General features: G+C 70.3%; 19 protein-coding genes. 17 read left to right on the plus strand and 2 right to left on the minus strand.

Annotated elements, in window-relative coordinates; all coding sequences use genetic code 11:
- Positions 1-20 precede the first annotated feature (20 nt).
- From ASF17_RS02555 to dapF, 10 genes are all read left to right on the plus strand, one after another.
- Positions 21-2,843, plus strand: a complete 2,823-nt coding sequence (locus tag ASF17_RS02555) for an FtsK/SpoIIIE family DNA translocase (RefSeq protein ID WP_055794885.1) — start codon at positions 21-23, stop codon at positions 2,841-2,843.
- Position 2,844: 1 nt separating this feature from the next.
- A complete protein-coding gene (gene pgsA, locus ASF17_RS02560; RefSeq protein ID WP_055794887.1) occupies positions 2,845-3,489 on the plus strand; it encodes a CDP-diacylglycerol--glycerol-3-phosphate 3-phosphatidyltransferase in 645 nt (214 codons plus the stop codon).
- Positions 3,486-3,977, plus strand: a complete 492-nt coding sequence (locus ASF17_RS02565) for a CinA family protein (protein WP_055794890.1) — start codon at positions 3,486-3,488, stop codon at positions 3,975-3,977. Before pgsA ends, ASF17_RS02565 begins: the two co-directional genes overlap by 4 nt.
- Before the next feature lie 146 nt (positions 3,978-4,123).
- Positions 4,124-4,432, plus strand: coding sequence for a helix-turn-helix domain-containing protein (locus ASF17_RS02570; RefSeq protein WP_055794896.1), 309 nt, complete (start codon positions 4,124-4,126; stop codon positions 4,430-4,432).
- A 130-nt stretch (positions 4,433-4,562) separates the two neighbouring features.
- The gene (locus tag ASF17_RS02575; protein WP_055794899.1) at positions 4,563-4,787 is read left to right on the plus strand and encodes a DUF3046 domain-containing protein; all 225 of its coding nucleotides are present in this window, start codon (positions 4,563-4,565) and stop codon (positions 4,785-4,787) included.
- Between the two features lie 312 nt (positions 4,788-5,099).
- On the plus strand, positions 5,100-6,161 hold the full coding sequence (gene recA / locus ASF17_RS02580) for a recombinase RecA (RefSeq protein WP_055794902.1): 1,062 nt from the start codon (positions 5,100-5,102) through the stop codon (positions 6,159-6,161).
- Positions 6,162-6,442: 281 nt separating this feature from the next.
- Positions 6,443-7,099 (plus strand): regulatory protein RecX, encoded by a 657-nt coding sequence (locus tag ASF17_RS02585; protein ID WP_055794905.1) that lies wholly within the window; start codon positions 6,443-6,445, stop codon positions 7,097-7,099.
- 37 nt (positions 7,100-7,136) lie between these two features.
- Complete coding sequence (gene miaB / locus ASF17_RS02590) at positions 7,137-8,720, plus strand: tRNA (N6-isopentenyl adenosine(37)-C2)-methylthiotransferase MiaB (RefSeq protein ID WP_055794908.1); 1,584 nt, start codon at positions 7,137-7,139, stop codon at positions 8,718-8,720.
- 1 nt (position 8,721) lies between these two features.
- Complete coding sequence (gene miaA, locus ASF17_RS02595) at positions 8,722-9,633, plus strand: tRNA (adenosine(37)-N6)-dimethylallyltransferase MiaA (RefSeq protein WP_055794911.1); 912 nt, start codon at positions 8,722-8,724, stop codon at positions 9,631-9,633.
- Entirely contained in the window at positions 9,630-10,508 is an 879-nt protein-coding gene (gene dapF / locus ASF17_RS02600) for a diaminopimelate epimerase (RefSeq protein ID WP_055794913.1), read from the plus strand. The genes miaA and dapF overlap by 4 nt, the downstream gene beginning before the upstream one ends.
- 29 nt (positions 10,509-10,537) lie before the next feature.
- Here the strand turns inward: dapF and ASF17_RS02605 are convergent, their stop codons facing one another.
- A complete protein-coding gene (locus ASF17_RS02605; RefSeq protein ID WP_055794916.1) occupies positions 10,538-11,146 on the minus strand; it encodes a class I SAM-dependent methyltransferase in 609 nt (202 codons plus the stop codon).
- A gap of 81 nt (positions 11,147-11,227) precedes the next feature.
- On the opposite strand from ASF17_RS02605, the gene hflX reads away from it, so the two are divergent.
- Entirely contained in the window at positions 11,228-12,772 is a 1,545-nt protein-coding gene (hflX, locus tag ASF17_RS02610; RefSeq protein ID WP_055794920.1) for a GTPase HflX, read from the plus strand.
- Between the two features lie 63 nt (positions 12,773-12,835).
- Here the strand turns inward: hflX and lexA are convergent, their stop codons facing one another.
- Positions 12,836-13,525, minus strand: a complete 690-nt coding sequence (lexA, locus tag ASF17_RS02615; RefSeq protein WP_055794923.1) for a transcriptional repressor LexA — start codon at positions 13,523-13,525, stop codon at positions 12,836-12,838.
- A 250-nt stretch (positions 13,526-13,775) separates the two neighbouring features.
- Between lexA and ASF17_RS02620 the strand changes: the two genes are divergently transcribed.
- From ASF17_RS02620 to ASF17_RS02645, 6 genes are all read left to right on the plus strand, one after another.
- On the plus strand, positions 13,776-14,150 hold the full coding sequence (locus ASF17_RS02620; protein WP_082474983.1) for a LysM peptidoglycan-binding domain-containing protein: 375 nt from the start codon (positions 13,776-13,778) through the stop codon (positions 14,148-14,150).
- A 73-nt stretch (positions 14,151-14,223) separates the two neighbouring features.
- Positions 14,224-15,309 (plus strand): histidinol-phosphate transaminase, encoded by a 1,086-nt coding sequence (locus tag ASF17_RS02625; RefSeq protein ID WP_055794926.1) that lies wholly within the window; start codon positions 14,224-14,226, stop codon positions 15,307-15,309.
- Positions 15,306-15,920, plus strand: coding sequence for an imidazoleglycerol-phosphate dehydratase HisB (hisB, locus tag ASF17_RS02630; RefSeq protein ID WP_055794929.1), 615 nt, complete (start codon positions 15,306-15,308; stop codon positions 15,918-15,920). The genes ASF17_RS02625 and hisB overlap by 4 nt, the downstream gene beginning before the upstream one ends.
- A complete protein-coding gene (gene hisH, locus ASF17_RS02635; RefSeq protein WP_055794932.1) occupies positions 15,917-16,552 on the plus strand; it encodes an imidazole glycerol phosphate synthase subunit HisH in 636 nt (211 codons plus the stop codon). The genes hisB and hisH overlap by 4 nt, the downstream gene beginning before the upstream one ends.
- Before the next feature lie 74 nt (positions 16,553-16,626).
- Positions 16,627-17,373, plus strand: coding sequence for a bifunctional 1-(5-phosphoribosyl)-5-((5-phosphoribosylamino)methylideneamino)imidazole-4-carboxamide isomerase/phosphoribosylanthranilate isomerase PriA (gene priA, locus ASF17_RS02640; protein WP_055794934.1), 747 nt, complete (start codon positions 16,627-16,629; stop codon positions 17,371-17,373).
- On the plus strand, positions 17,373-18,140 hold the full coding sequence (locus ASF17_RS02645) for an SseB family protein (RefSeq protein WP_055794936.1): 768 nt from the start codon (positions 17,373-17,375) through the stop codon (positions 18,138-18,140). The genes priA and ASF17_RS02645 overlap by 1 nt, the downstream gene beginning before the upstream one ends.
- Positions 18,141-18,186 lie beyond the last annotated feature (46 nt).

The following is an 18,186-nucleotide window of genomic DNA, read 5'->3' on the forward strand; positions in this document are numbered from 1 at the left end:
GGGACTGTACCGTGGAGCCCATGGCCACGCCCACGAAGTCGACCCCGCGCACCCGCTCGGGCTCCCGTGCGTCCTCGGCGCGTGACGCGACCAAGGCCACCAAGAAGCTCCCCGCCGCCCCGGCTCCCGCTCCGGTCCGAGAGGGGCCCAACCCCCTCGCATCGGCCTGGATGGGTCTCGCCCACATGACCGGCGCCGCGTTCCGGCTCCTCGGCAGAGAGACCCTCGACAAGAGCGAGCGCCGCGACGGCGTGCCGTTCTTCCTCGTCCTGCTCGCGATCGCGGGCGGGGTCGTCGAATGGCTCAACCCCACGAGCCCCGTCGCCATGGGCTTCGACGCCTACACCTTCGGCGGTCTCTTCGGGCGGGTGGCGTACGCCCTCCCGGTCATCATGATCCTCTTCGCGGGATGGCTGTTCCGCCACCCGTCGTCGGTTCACGACAACACCCGCATCGGCATCGGCCTCGGCCTCTCGCTCGTGTCCATCAGCGCGCTCTGCCACATCTTCGGCGGTCAGCCCGAGGCGTCCGAGGGGATGCCCGCTCTGGCCACCGGCGGCGGGGTCCTCGGCTGGGTGGTCGCGTCGTGGCTCGTCGCCCTCGCGACCGAGTGGGTGGCGGTGCCGCTGGTCGTCGTGCTCCTGGCGTTCTCGATCCTCATCATCACGAAGACGCCGCCGAACCGCATCGGTCGTCGCCTCGGCGAGCTGTACGGGTATCTCTTCGGCGAGACCGTCGACGAGCGGTCGGCGGCGCAGGCCGCGGACTCGGGCGACGCCGAGGGCGAACCCGAGTCCCTGCCGTGGTGGCGGCGCAACCCGGGCCAGCGAGAAGACGACCCCGCCTACGACACTCCGCTCGTCCGTCCGGCGGCGGCCACCGCTCCCACCGAGACCCTGGGGCGTCGCAAGAAGCGCAGACCCGTCTTCGAAGAGGCCGAACCCGCGTCGCCCGCCGAGGCCAGGGCCCCCCGTGACTCCCCGGCGACGGCCGAGACCGACGTCTTCTCGACGGATCTCCTCGCCGATCTCGACCGTGCCGAAGAGGCCGTCCGTGCCCAGGGGATCGACATCCCCCTCGATCCGGAGCCCACCGCCACGACCGTCCTCCCCGTCCCCGGGGTGCTGCCGGTCGAGGGCGAGAGCGACGCCGCATCCGAGTTCCTCGCTCCCGACCCCGACGAGGCCGCGCCCCCGTCGCTCGAGACGGCCGACCCCTCCTCCGCCGACGTCGAACCGTACCGGCTGCCCGCCGTCACCACCCTGGCGGTCGGCGAGCCGGCCAAGGCCCGCAGCGAGGCCAACGACGCCATCGTGGCCTCCATCACATCCGTGCTCGACCAGTTCAACGTCGACGCCAAGGTGACCGGCCTCAAGCGCGGTCCGACCGTGACCCGCTACGAGATCGAGCTCGGCCCCGGGGTCAAGGTCGAGCGGGTGACGGCGTTGACGAAGAACCTCGCCTACGCCGTCGCGTCGAACGAGGTCCGCATCCTGTCGCCGATCCCCGGCAAGAGCGCCATCGGCGTCGAGATCCCGAACACCGACAAGGAGATCGTGGCGCTCGGCGACGTGCTCCGGTCGTCCGCAGCCGCCAAGAGCACGCACCCGATGACCATCGGCGTGGGCAAGGACGTCGAGGGCGGCTACGTCGTCGCGAACCTCGCGAAGATGCCGCACCTCCTCGTCGCGGGCGCCACGGGCTCCGGCAAGTCCAGCTTCGTGAACTCGATGATCACCTCGCTGCTGATGCGGGCCAAGCCCGCCGACGTCCGCATGGTCCTCATCGACCCGAAGCGGGTCGAGCTGTCGATCTACGCCGGCGTCCCTCACCTCATCACGCCCATCATCACGAACCCCAAGAAGGCCGCCGAGGCCCTCCAGTGGGTCGTCAAAGAGATGGACATGCGGTACGACGACCTGGCGAGCTTCGGGTTCCGTCACATCGACGACTTCAACCGAGCCGTCGTCAACGACGAGATCGTCCTGCCTGCCGGCAGCGCGCGGACCCTCAAGCCGTACCCGTACCTCCTCGTGGTCGTCGACGAGCTGGCGGACCTCATGATGGTCGCGCCCCGCGACGTCGAAGACAGCATCGTCCGCATCACCCAGCTGGCCCGGGCCTCGGGCATCCACCTCGTCCTCGCGACGCAGCGCCCCTCCGTCGACGTCGTGACGGGGCTCATCAAGGCCAACGTGCCCTCCCGCTTCGCCTTCGCCGTGTCGAGCGTCACCGACTCCCGGGTCATCCTCGACCAGCCGGGCGCCGACAAGCTCATCGGCCAGGGCGACGGTCTCTTCCTGCCCATGGGCGCCTCCAAGGCCATGCGCGTCCAGGGGGCCTGGGTGCAAGAGAGCGAGATCGCCCAGGTCGTCGCCCACGTGACGCGTCAGGCCCGACCCGACTACCGACCCGACGTCGCGGCCGTCGTCGAGAAGAAGGAGATCGACGGCGACATCGGCGACGATCTCGAACTCCTGCTCGCGGCGGCCGAGCTGGTCGTCAGCACGCAGTTCGGCTCCACGTCCATGCTGCAGCGCAAGCTCCGGGTCGGCTTCGCCAAGGCCGGCCGCCTGATGGACCTCATGGAGTCCCGCGACATCGTCGGACCTTCCGAGGGCTCGAAGGCGCGCGACGTCCTCGTGACCACCGAGCAGCTGCCCGGCGTGCTCGCGAAGATCCGTGGCGGCGACTCCGGTCCGAGCGGTCACGGGCGCCCGGGCGCCTCCTCGTCCTCTTCGGCGATCGACGACGATCCGGTCGAGGCGATGACGCGCGGGTACGCCGAGGTCGACGACGACGAGGGGTCGGAAGACGCCTGGAACCTGACGGGACGAGACTGACGTGACCCACGACGACCGCACCGACGGCGCACCGCGAGGCGCGACCTTCCCCTTCCGCGGGCGCATCGCCAGCAAGGGGCCGGGCCCCGCCAGCACGGCCAACATCGCCAACATCATCACCGTGGTGCGCATCCTCATGGCGCCGCTCTTCATGGCGTGGCTCCTCGTCGACGACGGGGCCGATGGCTCCCTCCGCATCGCCGCGGCGATCCTCTTCGTGGTCGCCATCCTCACGGACAGCCTCGACGGCATGCTGGCGCGAGGGCTGGACCTGGTCACGGACTTCGGCAAGATCGTCGATCCGATCGCCGACAAGGTCCTCATCGGGGGCGCCCTCGTCTCGCTCTCGATCCTGGGCGAGCTGCCCTGGTGGGTCACCGTCCTGATCCTCGTCCGCGAGATCGGCATCACCGTCTTCCGGTTCGCCGTGATCCGGGACCGCGTCATCCCTGCCTCGCGAGGGGGGAAGCTCAAGACCGTCCTCCAGGCCGTCGCGGTCACCCTGGCGCTCTTCCCCCTCTGGAACCTCCTCGGCGAGGGCATGCACTGGGTCAACGGGGTCCTCATGACGGCCGCGGTCGTCGCGACGGTCGTCTCGGGGCTCGACTACCTGCGCGTCGCCGCCAAGCACGGTCGCTCGTCGTGACCGTCGCGAGCGACATCGTCGCCGAGCTGACGCGTCGTCGGCTCACTCTCGGAGTGAGCGAGTCGTTGACAGGCGGGCTCCTCGTCGCGGAGCTCATCTCGGTCCCCGGGGCGTCGGCGGTCGTCCGCGGAGGCGTCGTGGCCTACCAGACGGAGCTCAAGCACACGCTCCTCGGCGTCGACGAGGCCCTGCTCCATCTTCGCGGCCCGGTCGATCCCGAGGTCGCCCGCTCCATGGCGGTCGGCGTGCGCCGAGCGGTCGAGACAGGCGGAACCCGCACCGACATCGGTCTGGCGACGACCGGGGTCGCCGGGCCCGAACCGCAGAGCGGCCACGATCCCGGCGTCGTCTTCGTGGGGCTCTCGTGGGGCGACGAGAGCCGTGTGGTCGCACTCGACCTGTCCGGCGACCGCGAGGCCATCCGACGGGCGACCGTCTCCGAATCACTCTCGGCGCTGTATTCCTGGCTCGTCGAGACGAGGGAATAGTCCGCGTTTCGGTCTCGTTACATCTGACAGGTTCACAAGAGTCGCACAGTCCCTGCTGGTTACAGTTACAGCCAACTGCGCTTCAGTGTCACCATCCCACCTCAGATAATCCCGTCAGGGTGGGCGTTCGTACGGAGGAGGGTCCCATGGTTCTGGTTCGACAAGAAATCGGTGACGTCCTCCGCGACTTCCGCCTGCAGAAGGGGCGCACGCTCCGACAGGTCGCCAGCAAGGCCAGCGTGGCTCTCGGGTACCTGAGCGAGGTCGAGCGTGGTCAGAAAGAGGCCAGCTCCGAGATCCTCGCCTCGGTCGCCGACGCTCTCGAGACCCCCATCTCGGTCATCATGCGAGAGGTGGGCGACCGGATGGCCGTCATCGAGGGGCTCAATCCGATCCCCGACACGCTCCCCGACGACCTCGTCGCCGAGTTCGACACCGATCTCGCGGTCCGCTGACCCGACCCTCGTCCCGAACGCCTCCGGTCCTCCGCCGGGGGCGTTCGGCGTCCGGGCAGCTGCCCGGCTCCGAGGAGGCGCGTGCTCGTGATCCGCACCGCCCACCTCGACCACGCGGTAGCCTCCGGTGATGCGTAAGAGCGAGTTCGCCCGGGCCGTCGACGACCAGTTCGGCGAGGCCTACGGCCGTGTCCTGCTCCGAGATCTGGTCATGTCCGCCGTGGGCGAGCGGACCGCCGAGCAGGCACTGTCGGCGGGCGTCCCGCCCCGGGACGTCTGGCTCGCGCTGTGCGACGCCGAGGGCGTGCCGGAGTCCCGTCGTCATGGTGCGGGGCTCCCGACTCCCAAGCGCTGAGGCCCGGCCCGGTCGCCGGCCTCGACGTCCGACTCGCGCGGATGTTCGACACGCCGCGCGTCCACGGTCGAACATGTGTTCGCACCGGTGATAGCGTCCTCCACAGGGCCTGATCGGTCCGAGAACGCCACAGGCTCCTGCCGTACCGGCTCCGATGTCGGTGGTCGCCCGTAGCTTTCTCGTATCGACGTTCCCGCCGCCGGAGTCACCGGCGGCACCAGCCTTGTCGTAGCGGCGACGACCCTGCTCCATCGGTCGACGGCGACGCGACAGCCTATAGGCGCACGAACGACCACCACGAAGGAGAACACCATGCCGTCAGCAGAGAACCGCGAGAAGGCCCTCGAGACCGCGCTCGCCCAGATCGACCGCCAGTTCGGCAAGGGCGCCGTCATGCGCCTCGGCAGCGACGAGCGTGCTCCTGTCGCCGTCATCCCGACGGGGTCGATCGCACTCGACGTCGCGCTCGGCATCGGGGGCATCCCCCGCGGCCGCATCGTCGAGATCTACGGTCCCGAGTCGTCCGGCAAGACCACGTTGACGCTGCACGCCATCGCCAACGCACAGCGCAACGGCGGCATCGCGGCGTTCATCGACGCCGAGCACGCGCTCGATCCCGAGTACGCGAAGAAGCTCGGAGTCGACATCGACGCTCTGCTCGTGTCGCAGCCCGACACCGGAGAGCAGGCCCTCGAGATCGCCGACATGCTCGTCCGCTCCGGGTCCATCGACCTCATCGTCATCGACTCCGTGGCGGCGCTCGTGCCCCGTGCCGAGATCGAGGGCGAGATGGGCGACTCGCACGTCGGTCTGCAGGCGCGGCTCATGTCGCAGGCCCTCCGCAAGCTGACCGGTGGTCTGAGCCAGACCGGCACCACCATGATCTTCATCAACCAGCTCCGCGAGAAGATCGGCGTGTTCTTCGGCAGCCCCGAGACGACGGCCGGCGGTAAGGCGCTCAAGTTCTACGCGTCGGTGCGCCTCGACATCCGCCGCATCGAGACCCTCAAGGACGGCACCGACGCGGTCGGCAACCGGACCCGCGTCAAGGTCGTCAAGAACAAGATGGCGCCGCCCTTCAAGCAGGCCGAGTTCGACATCCTGTACGGCGTCGGCATCTCTCGTGAGGGCAGCCTGATCGACTTCGGCGTCGAGCACGGCATCGTCCGTAAATCGGGTGCCTGGTACACCTACGAAGGCGACCAGCTCGGTCAGGGCAAAGAGAACTCGCGCAACTTCCTCCTCAACAACAAGCCGATCGCCGACGAGATCGAGCACAAGATCCTCGCCAAGCTCGGTGTCGGCGGGGCCAAGACCGTCGAAGAGCCCGTGGCGTCGATCGAGACCAAGATCGCGGCACGGAAGGGCGCATGACGTCGTCTGACGACCTCGCGCCCGTGACGCCCCTCTTCGGGCGCCGCGGGGCGGGCCGGCAGGTGGCTGGTCGCGATGCAGCAGAGGCCGATCCGGTCCCTGCCGACGGCGAGTCCGAGCACGGTGGTGCTGCTCCTCAAGACGCGTGGGTCGATGACGAGGCGCACGACGCGCCAGGCGATGACGCCGCGCAGCCCCGCACGGCGGAGCACACCGAGGCGGCGCCCGCTGTAGCGCCGGTCGCGACCGCCACCCCACGTCCGGAGTCTCGAACAGCTCCGGTGGTCGACTCCCACCGGGCGGCGGAGCGCCCCGCCGCCGTCGAGGCGACGGCCGCCGCCTTGGCCGCCATCAGCGATCACTGGGCGGGCCCCCGAGCCGTCGCATCCCTCGAGACGTCGTTCGATGGCGGTGCCGACGACGAACCGGAGCCCGAGGGCCTGGAGGCGCAGCGGAGCAGGGCCGAGAACGTGAGCATGCACGCCTTGTCCCGACGCGGTGTCTCATCGTCCGAGATGGCGTCGCTCCTGGCTTCCCGAGACCTCGACGCTCAGGTGGTCCGCGACGAGGTCGAGCGCCTGGAGGGCGTGGGGCTCCTCAACGACCGAGAGCTCGCCGAGAACCTCGTGCGGGCCAAGCAGGAGCGCAAGGGCCTGGGCCGTGGCGCCGTCACGAGCGAGCTGCGCAGCCGCGGTATCGCTCCCGAGCTCATCGAGCAGGCGATGGCCGAGATCGACGACGACGACGAGCAGGCTCGGGCGGACGAATGGGCGCGCAAGCGTTCTTCGTCCCTGCAGGGTCTCGACCGGGCGACCGCCGAACGCCGCCTCAACGGCTATCTCATGCGACGCGGGTACCGTTCCGAGACCATCCGGCGTGCGGTGGAGAAGGCCCTTCCGCGAGGCGGCGGTTCGCGGGGCGGCGTCCGGTTCGAGTGACCGGTGGTCCGGGGCGGCGGCCGTAGACTCTGCGTCTATGTCGACGGTTCTCCCCGCCCCGGTCTCGGAGGGTCGCGCAGCGGCCGACTCCCTCCCCGAGCGTCGTACCTACGAGGTGCGCACGTTCGGGTGCCAGATGAACGTCCACGACAGCGAGCGGTTGAGCGGCTCGCTCGAGGCGGCGGGTTATGTTCCGGCGGTCGGCCAGGAGGCCGATGTCGTCGTCATCAACACGTGCGCCGTCCGAGAGAACGCGGACAACAAGCTGTACGGCACCCTGGGGCGTCTGGCGGGTGTGAAGCGCGGTCGCCAGGGCATGCAGATCGCCGTCGGCGGGTGCCTCGCGCAGAAAGACAGAGAAGCCGTGCTCGATCGCGCCCCCTGGGTCGATGTGGTCTTCGGGACGCACAACGTCGGAGCGCTCCCGACCCTCCTCGAACGCGCTCGGCACAATGACGAGGCCCAGGTCGAGATCCTCGAGGCTCTCGACGTCTTCCCGTCCACCCTGCCGGCGAAGCGGGACTCGCTGAGCTCCGGCTGGGTCTCGATCTCGGTCGGCTGCAACAACACCTGCACCTTCTGCATCGTGCCGACTCTGCGGGGCAAGGAGCGTGACCGGCGGCCGGGTGACATCCTCGCCGAGGTGCGGTCGCTCGTCGACGAGGGGGCCGTCGAGGTGACGCTGCTCGGCCAGAACGTCAACTCGTACGGTGTCGAGTTCGGCGATCGGTTGGCGTTCGGCAAACTCCTCCGCGCCGTCGGAGAGATCGAGGGCCTCGAACGCGTCCGATTCACCAGCCCTCACCCGGCCGCCTTCACCGACGACGTGATCGACGCGATGGCCGAGACGCGGGCGGTGATGCCGCAGCTGCACATGCCGCTCCAGTCCGGCTCCGACCAGGTGCTCCGTGCCATGCGTCGCAGCTACCGCAGCGCCCGGTTCCTGGGCATCATCGACCGTGTCCGGGCCGCGATGCCCGACGCGGCCATCTCCACGGACATCATCGTGGGGTTCCCCGGCGAGACCGAGGCGGACTTCGCCGAGACGCTGCGAGTCGTGGCAGAGGCGCGATTCGCCTCCGCCTTCACCTTCCAGTACTCCATCCGGCCGGGGACGCCTGCTGCGGACATGCCCGACCAGGTCCCCAAGGAGGTCGTGCAAGAGCGGTACGAGCGCCTCACGGCGCTCCAGGACTCCATCTCGTTCGACGAGAACCGTGCGCTGATCGGGCGCCGCGTCGAGGTGCTGATCGCGGCCGCCGAGGGTCGGAAGGACTCCGAGACCCATCGGCTCTCCGGGCGTGCGGAAGACAGCCGGCTCGTGCATCTCGACGTGCCCGAGGGGCGGACGGCCCCTCGGCCCGGTGATGTCGTCACGGTCGACATCACGGGTGCCGCGCCGTTCCACCTCCTCGCCGAGGCGGCACCGGGCTCGGTCTTCGAGGTCCGTCGCACCCGCGCCGGCGATGCCTGGGATGCGGCTCAGGCGGCTTCCTGCGGGGCGCCGGCCTCCTCGACGGGATCGACCCGCGCCTCCGGGGCTCCGCGGGTGTCTCTGGGGCTTCCGATGCTGCGGGTGTCGACCACGCCGATCTACGACGCCGGCGACGGTCTCCGCTGACATGCTGATCGCTCTGGTCGGTGCCACGGGCACCGGCAAGTCGGCGCTGTCGCTCGACCTCGCCGAACGGCTGCGTGCCCGGGGGCGCCCGGTCGAGATCGTCAACGCCGACGCGATGCAGCTCTACCGCGGCATGGACATCGGCACGGCCAAGCTGGCCGTCTCCGAGCGCCGGGGTGTGCCGCATCATCTGCTCGACGAGCTCGAGGTCACCGACGAGGCGAGCGTCGAGTGGTATCAGGGCCGGGCTCGCTCCGTCATCGACGAGATCGATGAGCGGGGCGGCGACGCCATCCTCGTCGGGGGCTCCGGTCTCTACGTGTCGAGCGTGCTGTTCGATCTGCGATTCCCCGGCACGGATCCGGCGGTCCGTGCCCGGTACGAGGCGGCGGCCGAGCAGCACGGACCGGGCGCGCTCTTCCGGCTCCTGCGCGAGCGTGATCCCGTCGCGGCCGAGAGGATCGGATCGACCAACGTGCGCCGGCTGGTCCGGGCCCTCGAGGTGGGGGAGATCACGGGTGAGCCGTTCTCGGCACGCCTGCCCGACGAGGCTCCGCGGTGGCGTCCGTCGGTCATCGTCGGCGTGCACGACGAGCGCGCCGACCTCGTCGCACGACTGGACGCCCGGGTGGAGGGCATGTGGGCCGCCGGGCTCCTCGACGAGGTGCGCGGTCTCGTCGCCGACGGTCTCGAGCGCGGGGTCACGGCGAGTCGGGCGATCGGCTACGCCCAGGCCGCCGCGCAGCTGCGGGGCGAGCTCTCCGAGGCGGAGGCCGTCGAGACCACGGCGGCGCTGACCCGGCGCTACGCACGGCGCCAGGTGAGCTGGTTCCGTCGGTATCAGGATGCGCACTGGGTGCGGTCGGGGGACCCTCGGAGCCTCGAGGAGGCCCTCGATACACTCGAGGGGTGACCACCACTCTCCAGTTCACCAAGGGCCAGGGCACGGGCAACGACTTCGTGCTGTTCTCCGACCCCGACGGCGAGTTCGTGCTCGACCCGGCGACCATCCGCGCCTTGACCGACCGGCACTTCGGCGTCGGCGGAGACGGCGTGATCCGTGCGGTCCGATCCGAGAACCTGCCGGACGGGCACGGCGTCCTCGAGGTCGACCCGTCGGCCGAGTGGTTCATGGATTACCACAACGCCGACGGCAGCGTCGCCGAGATGTGCGGCAACGGCGTCCGGGTCTTCGTCCGCTATCTCACCGAGAGGGGGCTCGCGACGCTCGAGCCGGGGGAGACCCTCTCCATCGGCACGAGGGCCGGTGTCCGGCACGTGCAGCGCAGCCTCACCGGGTTCCAGGTCGATCTCGGTCCGTGGTCCCTGGCTGATGCCGCTCCGACGGTCAGGGCGCGCGAGCTCCACGCGGCCCGCCCGGGTCTCGCTCTCTCGGTGGGCAATCCCCACGTCGTCGTCGCCCTCGCCTCCGACGACGAGCTCGAGGCGCTCGACCTGACGTACCTGCCGGTGCTCGATCCGGAGCCGGTCGACGGAGCCAACGTCGAGTTCGTCGTCCCGGCGGATCCCCTCGTCGTCGACGGGATCGGGCACATCCGGATGCGCGTGCACGAACGGGGCAGCGGTGAGACGCTCTCCTGCGGCACCGGTGCGGCCGCGGCCGCTCTCGCGACACGCCACTGGGCCGGAGCGGGTGCGCCCGATCAGTGGCGGGTGGAGGTCCCCGGCGGCACGGTGGGAGTCCTCGTCGTCCCCGGGGTCGACGGCGAGCACGTCTCTCTGAGCGGCCCGGCCGAGCTGGTGTTCAACGGGGCGCTCGAGCTCTGAGCCCCGGTCGTCCGAGACCGACTCGGTCGTCAGCGCCGGTGGGCCGTCAGCAGGCGGTAGCCCTTGCTGGTGGAGGCGCGGGTCACGTCGACGACGTCCGCCAGCTCGGTGTTCATCCACTTCTGCAACGAGTCGGCACCGAGGTTCTTCTGGACGACGAGCCACGCGTCCGAGCCGGGTTCGAGACGAGGCAGCCACCGGGTGAGGAGCCCGTGCAGCTCGTTCTTCCCGACGCGGATCGGAGGGTTCGACCAGATCGTCGAGAAACGCAAATCGTCGGGAACATCGTCGGGCTCCACGGCGTTGACGTTCTCGAGGCCTGCGGCCCGGGCGTTCTCGCGCACGAGCTCCAGGACTCTCTTGTTCACGTCGACGGCCCAGACCGTCGAGTCGGGTGACGCTGACGCGAGGCTCACGGTGATGGGGCCCCAACCGCACCCGACATCCAGCAGATGACCCGTCGCCGGCGGTGTCGGTGCGCCGGCGAGCAGCACGGCCGTCCCGGCGTCCACCCGATCGGGGCTGAACACCCCGGCGGCGGTCGTGAGCGCGAGCTCGCGACCGGCCAGGGTCACCGTGATGGTCCGGCGCCGCATCCGGCTCTCCGGATCCGAAGAGAAGTAGTGCTCGCTCGCCATGGCGACAACCTATCGACAAACCCCAGGGGGGCCGAATCGGCTCCCCGCTCCTCGCCTGATGAAAGGGCTAGTATCACTCCGATGACAGACCTCCCCACGAACCCGCTCGATGCCGAGCGTTCCGAGCAGGGCGACGACGTCGTCGCGCGCGTGCTCGACCGTGCGGCGTCCCGGGCATCCGCCTACACCGTCTTCTCACCCGCTCAAGCGATCCAGACGCGGTCCCTGCACGATTCCGGCTCCGACGGCGACCAGTTCGACCGTGACGACCGACAGGCCCTCCGTCGCGTCGCCGGTCTCTCGACCGAGCTGGAGGACGTCACCGAGGTCGAGTACCGACAGCTCCGGCTCGAGAACGTCGTGCTCATCGGCGTCTACTCCCAGGGGTCCCTCGCGGATGCCGAGAACAGCCTCCGCGAGCTCGCCGCCCTGGCCGAGACGGCCGGTGCCGTCGTGCTCGACGGGCTGCTGCAACGGCGGCCCAACCCCGATCCGAGCACCTATCTCGGCAGCGGCAAGGCGGAGGAGCTCCGCATGACGGTCGCGGCCTTGGGCGCGGACACGGTGATCGCCGACACCGAGCTGGCGCCGAGCCAACGGCGCGCGCTCGAGGACGTGGTCAAGGTCAAGGTCATCGACCGCACCGCCGTCATCCTCGACATCTTCAGTCAGCACGCCAAGAGCCGCGAGGGCAAGGCCCAGGTCGAGCTCGCGCAGCTCGAGTACCTGCTTCCGCGGCTCCGTGGCTGGGGCGACTCGATGTCGCGTCAGGCCGGTGGTCAGGTCGGCGGGGCGGGGGCCGGCATGGGCAGCCGCGGTCCGGGTGAGACGAAGATCGAGCTCGACCGTCGGCGGATCCACACCCGCATGGCGCGCCTCCGTCGCCAGATCAAGGAGATGAAGCCGGCGCGCGACGCCAAACGGGCGAACCGCGACCGCAACGAGGTCCCCTCCGTCGCGATCGCGGGCTATACCAACGCCGGCAAGTCCAGTCTGCTCAACCGGCTGACCAGCGCCGGCGTCCTGGTCGAGAACGCCCTGTTCGCCACCCTCGATGCGACCGTGCGGAAGAGCACGACGACCGACGGCCGCCCGTTCACGTACTCCGACACGGTCGGCTTCGTCCGCAATCTCCCCCATCAGCTGGTGGAGGCGTTCCGATCGACTCTCGAGGAGGTCGCGGCGTCGGATGTCATCGTCCACGTCGTGGACGGCTCGCACCCGGATCCGACGGCGCAGCTCGCCACCGTGCGCCAGGTCGTGAGCGAGGTCGATGGTGCTGGCATCACCGAGATCGTGGTCTTCAACAAGAGCGACCTCGTCGATCCCGATCAGCGTCTCGTGCTCCAGGGGCTCGTGCCCGACGCGGTCTTCGTGTCGGCTCGGACCGGAGAGGGCATCGACGAGCTCCTCGAGCGGATCGCCGGTTCGCTCCCCACTCCCGACGTCGAGCTCGAGCTGCTGGTGCCCTACGACCGCGGCGACGTCGTGTCGCAGCTCCACGACTCGGGCCGGGTGGTCGAGTCGTCCTACGAGGAGGAGGGCACCCGTGTGCACGCACGCGTGTACCCGAGCGACGTCGCGTGGTTGACCCCGTTCGTCTCGCGCGCGGCCGTGTCCCGCTGAGACCACCGGGTCACGACGAAGCCCCTCGCCGATCGGCGAGGGGCTTCGTCGTGCGCGAGCGACTCAGACGGAACGCAGGACGGCCACGACCTTGCCGAGGATCTGCGCGTGGTCACCGACGATCGGCTCGAACGCGCTGTTGCGGGGGAGCAGCCAGGTGTGGCCGTCCCGCTGCCGGAAGACCTTGACGGTCGCCTCGTCATCGAGCATCGCGGCGACGATGTCCCCGTTCTCGGCCGAGTTCTGCTGGCGGACGACCACCCAGTCCCCGTCGCAGATGGCGGCGTCGATCATCGAGTCCCCGACGACACGGAGCATGAAGAGCTCCCCCTTGCCCACGAGCTGGCGGGGGAGCGGCATGACGTCCTCGACCTGCTGCTCGGCCGTGATCGGGATCCCGGCGGCGATCCGCCCGACCATGGGGACGTGGGCGGTGTCGCCGTCGTCGCTCGTCGTCAGGATGTTCGTCACCGGCGCAGAGGGCGCGGCCTCGGTGCTGAGGACCTCGAGAGCCCGGGGGCGATTGGGGTCCCGGCGGATGCGGCCGGCGAGCTCCAGCTGGTTCAGCTGGTGCGTCACGCTCGAGAGCGACTTGAGGCCGACGGCGTCGCCGATCTCGCGCATGCTCGGCGGGTAGCCGCGCTGACCGATGCTCTGCTGGATCGCGGTCAGGATCGAGCTCTGCTTGGCCGTCAGCTCCTTGCGCGCGACCGTTCCCGTGTCCGTGGACCGTCGGGGCTGCGGGTCGGTCATGTCTCTCCTGCCGTCGATGTCGGTGGTCGGTGTTGTACTCGGACCACCGAGCCAAACCGTATCCGATGGGTGCCGCTCGGCGAAACACATGTTCGAGTGTGTCGCCGATCGGGTCCGGAAAAATCGAACATCGGGCTTGATATCGCCCTCAATCGAAGATATGTTCGGAACACGTCTTCGTGCCCGGTGTTCCCGGCCGATCGCCGGGCACGAACACGGACGTCTTCTCTAGCGGTGAAAGGACCACCTCATGAGCGCCACCACGATCTCCCGCAACGCCACCTCGTCGAACGCGCCCATCGGCGCGACACCGCGCGTCCGCCTCCGGATCACGCGCCGGGGTCGTCGTGTCGTCGGCGCCGGTGTGACACTTCTCGTCGCCGGCGTCGTCGGCGGCGTCCTGCTCGCCGGGCCCGGCGCGCAGGCGTCCGACACGGCCGGCTCCGCCTCCTTCGAGTACGTCACCGTCGACGGGGGCGACACGCTCTGGCAGGTCGCCTCCGAGATCGCCCCCACGAAAGACCCTCGTGACGTGATCAGCGACATCGTCCGACTGAACAACCTCGGCAGCACCGAGGTGGCGGTAGGTCAGTCCCTCGCCGTCCCCGCTCAGTACTCGAACTGACTTCCCGGGCCCGGGCCCGGGCGCTGCCGAGCGGCGATTCGATCACCACCCGTCCGCGATCTAGCATGGTGGCGTGTCCTTCAGTCTCGACGACCTCCCCCTCCGCGACGATCTGCGCGGCCTGACCCCCTACGGCGCACCCCAGAAGAAGGTGCCCGTCGCGCTCAACGTCAACGAGAACACGCATCCCATCCCCGAGAACGTGGCTCGCGACATCGTGGCGTCGATCGCCCAGGCGGTGCTGCAGGTCAATCGCTACCCCGACCGCGAGTTCACCCTCCTCCGAGACGCTCTCGCCGGGTACCTCGGCCACGGACTGACTCGTGACAACATCTGGGCGGCCAACGGCTCGAACGAGGTCATCCAGCAGATCCTGCAGGCCTTCGGCGGGCCGGGCCGGCGCGTGCTCGGCTTCCCTCCCACCTACTCGATGCACTCGATCATCGCGGCGGGCACGGGCAGCGTCTGGGTCGAGGGGGCCCGCGATCCCGGGTTCGGCATCTCGCCGGAGACCGCCGTGGCCGAGATCCGTCGGACGAGACCCGATGTCGTCTTCTTCTGCGGTCCCAACAACCCCACGGGGACTCCTCTCGACCTCGAGACCGTCCGCGCCGCGTACGACGCGACGGACGGCATCGTCTTCGTCGACGAGGCCTACGCCGAGTTCATGCCGGTGGGGCAGCCCACGGCTCTGACCCTGCTCGACGGCCGCCCGCGCCTGATCGTGTCGCGCACGATGAGCAAGGCGTTCGCGTTCGCGGGGGCGCGGGTCGGATACCTCGCGGCGCACCCGGCGGTCGCCGATGCGCTGCGTCTGGTGCGCCTCCCCTACCACCTGTCGTCGCTGACCCAGGCGGCGGCGGTCGCCGCCCTCGCCCACGCCGACGAGATGCTCGCCATGGTCGGCGAGATCTCCGTCCAGCGTGATCGCATCGTGCAGGTCCTCACCGAGCTCGGCTACCAGCCCTGGCCCACGTGGTCGAACTTCGTGCTCTTCGGCGGCGTCGACGACCCGACCGACGTGTTCGAGCGCCTCCTCGCCCGCGGCATCATCGTGCGGAACCTCGGCATCCCGAACCACCTGAGGGTGAGCGCCGGCACCGAGGCCGAGACGACCGCGTTCCTCGAGGCGCTGCGCGACATTAGGCTCTCCTCGTGACCGAACAGACCCCGAGGCGCGTGGCCTCCCTCGAGCGCGAGACGAGCGAATCGCGCATCGCGCTGTCCCTCGACCTCGACGGCTCCGGCTCGTCGACGATCGACTCGTCCGTGCCCTTCTTCGACCACCTGCTCACCGCCTTGTCGAAGCACTCGCTCGTCGACCTCCAGGTCGCGGCGAGCGGAGACACCCACATCGACGCGCACCACACCGTGGAGGACATCGGCATCGCGTTCGGAACGGCGCTGCGGCAGGCGCTGGGCGACAAGAAGGGCATCGCCCGCTACGGCGACGCCCTCGTGCCGCTCGACGAGGCGCTGGTCCAGGCCGTCGTCGACATCTCCGGTCGGCCCTATCTCGTCCACACGGGCGAGCCGGAGGGCTTCGAGCTGCACCTCATCGGCGGGCACTTCACCGGCTCGCTCGTGCGTCACGTCTTCGAGGCCATCGCCTACAACGCGGGCATCACCGTGCACATCCGGGTTCTCGGCGGCCGCGATCCGCACCACATCGCCGAGGCGGAGTTCAAGGCGTTCGCGCGAGCGCTGCGGCAGGCCGTCCAGCCCGATCCGCGCGTGGTGGGCATCCCGTCGACGAAGGGCGCCCTGTGACGGCCCGCCCCTCGGTGGTCGTCCTCGACTACGGCAGCGGCAACGTGCACTCGGCGGTCAAGGCCCTCGAGCTCGCCGGCGCCGACGTCGAGCTGACGGCCGATCGCGCTCGAGTGCAAGCGGCCGACGGTCTCTTCGTCCCGGGGGTCGGTGCGTTCGGCGCGGTCATGAGCGCTCTCGAGGCGGTCCGAGGCGGTGAGCTGATCGACCGGCGTCTCGCCGGCGGGCGGCCGGTCATGGGCATCTGCGTGGGCATGCAGGTCTTCTTCGAGGGCGGTGTCGAGCGCGGTGCCACGGCCGGCGGTCTCGGCGAGTGGCCCGGCGTGGTCGACGAGCTCAAGGCCGACGTCCTGCCGCACATGGGCTGGAACACCGTCGACGTCCCCGAGGGCAGCACCCTGTTCGAGGGTGTGGCCGACGAGCGCTTCTACTTCGTCCACTCGTTCGCGGCCCAGTCCTGGACCCTCGACGTGATCCCGCCGTTCCCCGAGCCCCACGTCACCTGGGCTGATCACGGCGGTCGCTTCGTCGCCGCGGTCGAGAACGGCCCCCTGTGGGCGACTCAGTTCCACCCCGAGAAGTCGGGGCGGCCGGGCATCCGCCTGCTCTCGAACTGGCTCGGCACCCTCTGACACTCCCGAACCCGAGCCTGCGACCCGGCAGGCTCCCGGCGCGATCCGCGCGGCACCGCCGCGAGAGAGACGACATGAGCGACTTCTGCACCACCCCGTCCCTGACCCTGTTCCCGGCCGTCGACGTCTCCGGCGGTCAGGCCGTCCGCCTGACCCAGGGCGAGGCGGGCAGCGAGACCGGCTACGGCGACCCGGTCGCGGCGGCCGACGACTGGAAGAACCAGGGGGCCGAGTGGCTGCATCTGGTCGACCTCGACGCCGCGTTCGGACGCGGTGACAACCGCCAGGTCATCAAGAAGGTCATCAAGCAGGTCAAGGGCATCAACGTCGAGCTGAGCGGCGGGATCCGCGACGACCGGTCGCTCGAGGACGCCCTCGGCACGGGGGTCAAGCGCATCAATCTCGGCACGGCCGCCCTCGAGAACCCCGAGTGGGCCGCGCATGTCATCGCCGAGTACGGCGAGGCCGTGGCCGTCGGTCTGGACGTCCGCGGCACCACGTTGGCCGCTCGCGGCTGGACGGAGGACGGCGGTGACCTCTGGACCGTCCTGGCCCGGCTCGAGGAGGCCGGCTGCGCCCGCTACGTGGTGACGGACGTCACGAAGGACGGCACGCTGCAGGGCCCCAACGTCGATCTCCTCCGTCAGGTGATGGATCGCACCGAGCGCCCGGTGATCGCCTCGGGCGGCATCTCGAGCCTCGACGACCTGGTCGCCCTCCGCGAGCTCGTCCCGCAGGGCCTCGAGGGGGCCATCGTCGGCAAGGCGCTGTACTCCGGGGCGTTCACTCTCGCGGCCGCCCTCGACATCGCCTCCGACTGATGCCGACCCCCGGCTCCGACAGCGCCGGTCGGCCCTGGGAGGGCCGGACCTTCGACCATCACGACACCGCCTACGCCGGCGACGACGGCTCGGCCGACCCGCGCCTCCTCGAAGCGCTGAAGCGGTTCCATCTCGGCGAGGTCGGCGAGGACACCGTCGTGGACGCCCTCCGTCCGGCGAGGCTGCTGGTTCCTCTCGTCGCCGTGGCGGGCGCCGACGACGACGACCATCAGCACGGCGGCCGCGGAGACAAGTCGCAGGAGCTCTCCATCGTCACCGTGGCCGGCCCCGACGGGCGCGACGTCCTTCCGGCGTTCACCTCGGTCGCGGCGCTCTCGGCGTGGAGCGCCACGGCGCGTCCCGTGCCGGCGGACGCCCGCCGGATCGCCCTGGCCGCCGCCGCCGAGTCGACCGAGCGCCTGATGCTCGACGCCGGCTCCCCGACCGCGTTCGCCCTGCGCCGTCCGGCGCTGTGGGCCCTGGCGCAGGACCTCCCCTGGCAGCCCAGTCACGCCGATGAGGCGGTGCTGCGCGCCTTCCTCGACGCGGGGGCGGACGAGGAGGCGCTGGCGGGCCTGGTCATCGCCCCCGGTTACGAGGCGGCCCGGCTCGGCGGACCCGAGATCGTGGTGCAGCTGGGGGTGCGCGCGGGTCTCGACCGCGAGGGGCTCACGTCGCTGCTCGCCCGTCTCCAGGCGGCGTGGGCCGGCGACGCGGTCATCGCGGAGCGGGTCGACAGCATGGCGGTCAAGGTCGTCTCGGTCTGATCCGAGGTCGGCCGGCCTCTCGCGCGCCCGACGGGCCGATCGCGGT

The organism is Frigoribacterium sp. Leaf263 (assembly GCF_001422285.1).
Lineage (GTDB): Bacteria > Actinomycetota > Actinomycetes > Actinomycetales > Microbacteriaceae > Frigoribacterium.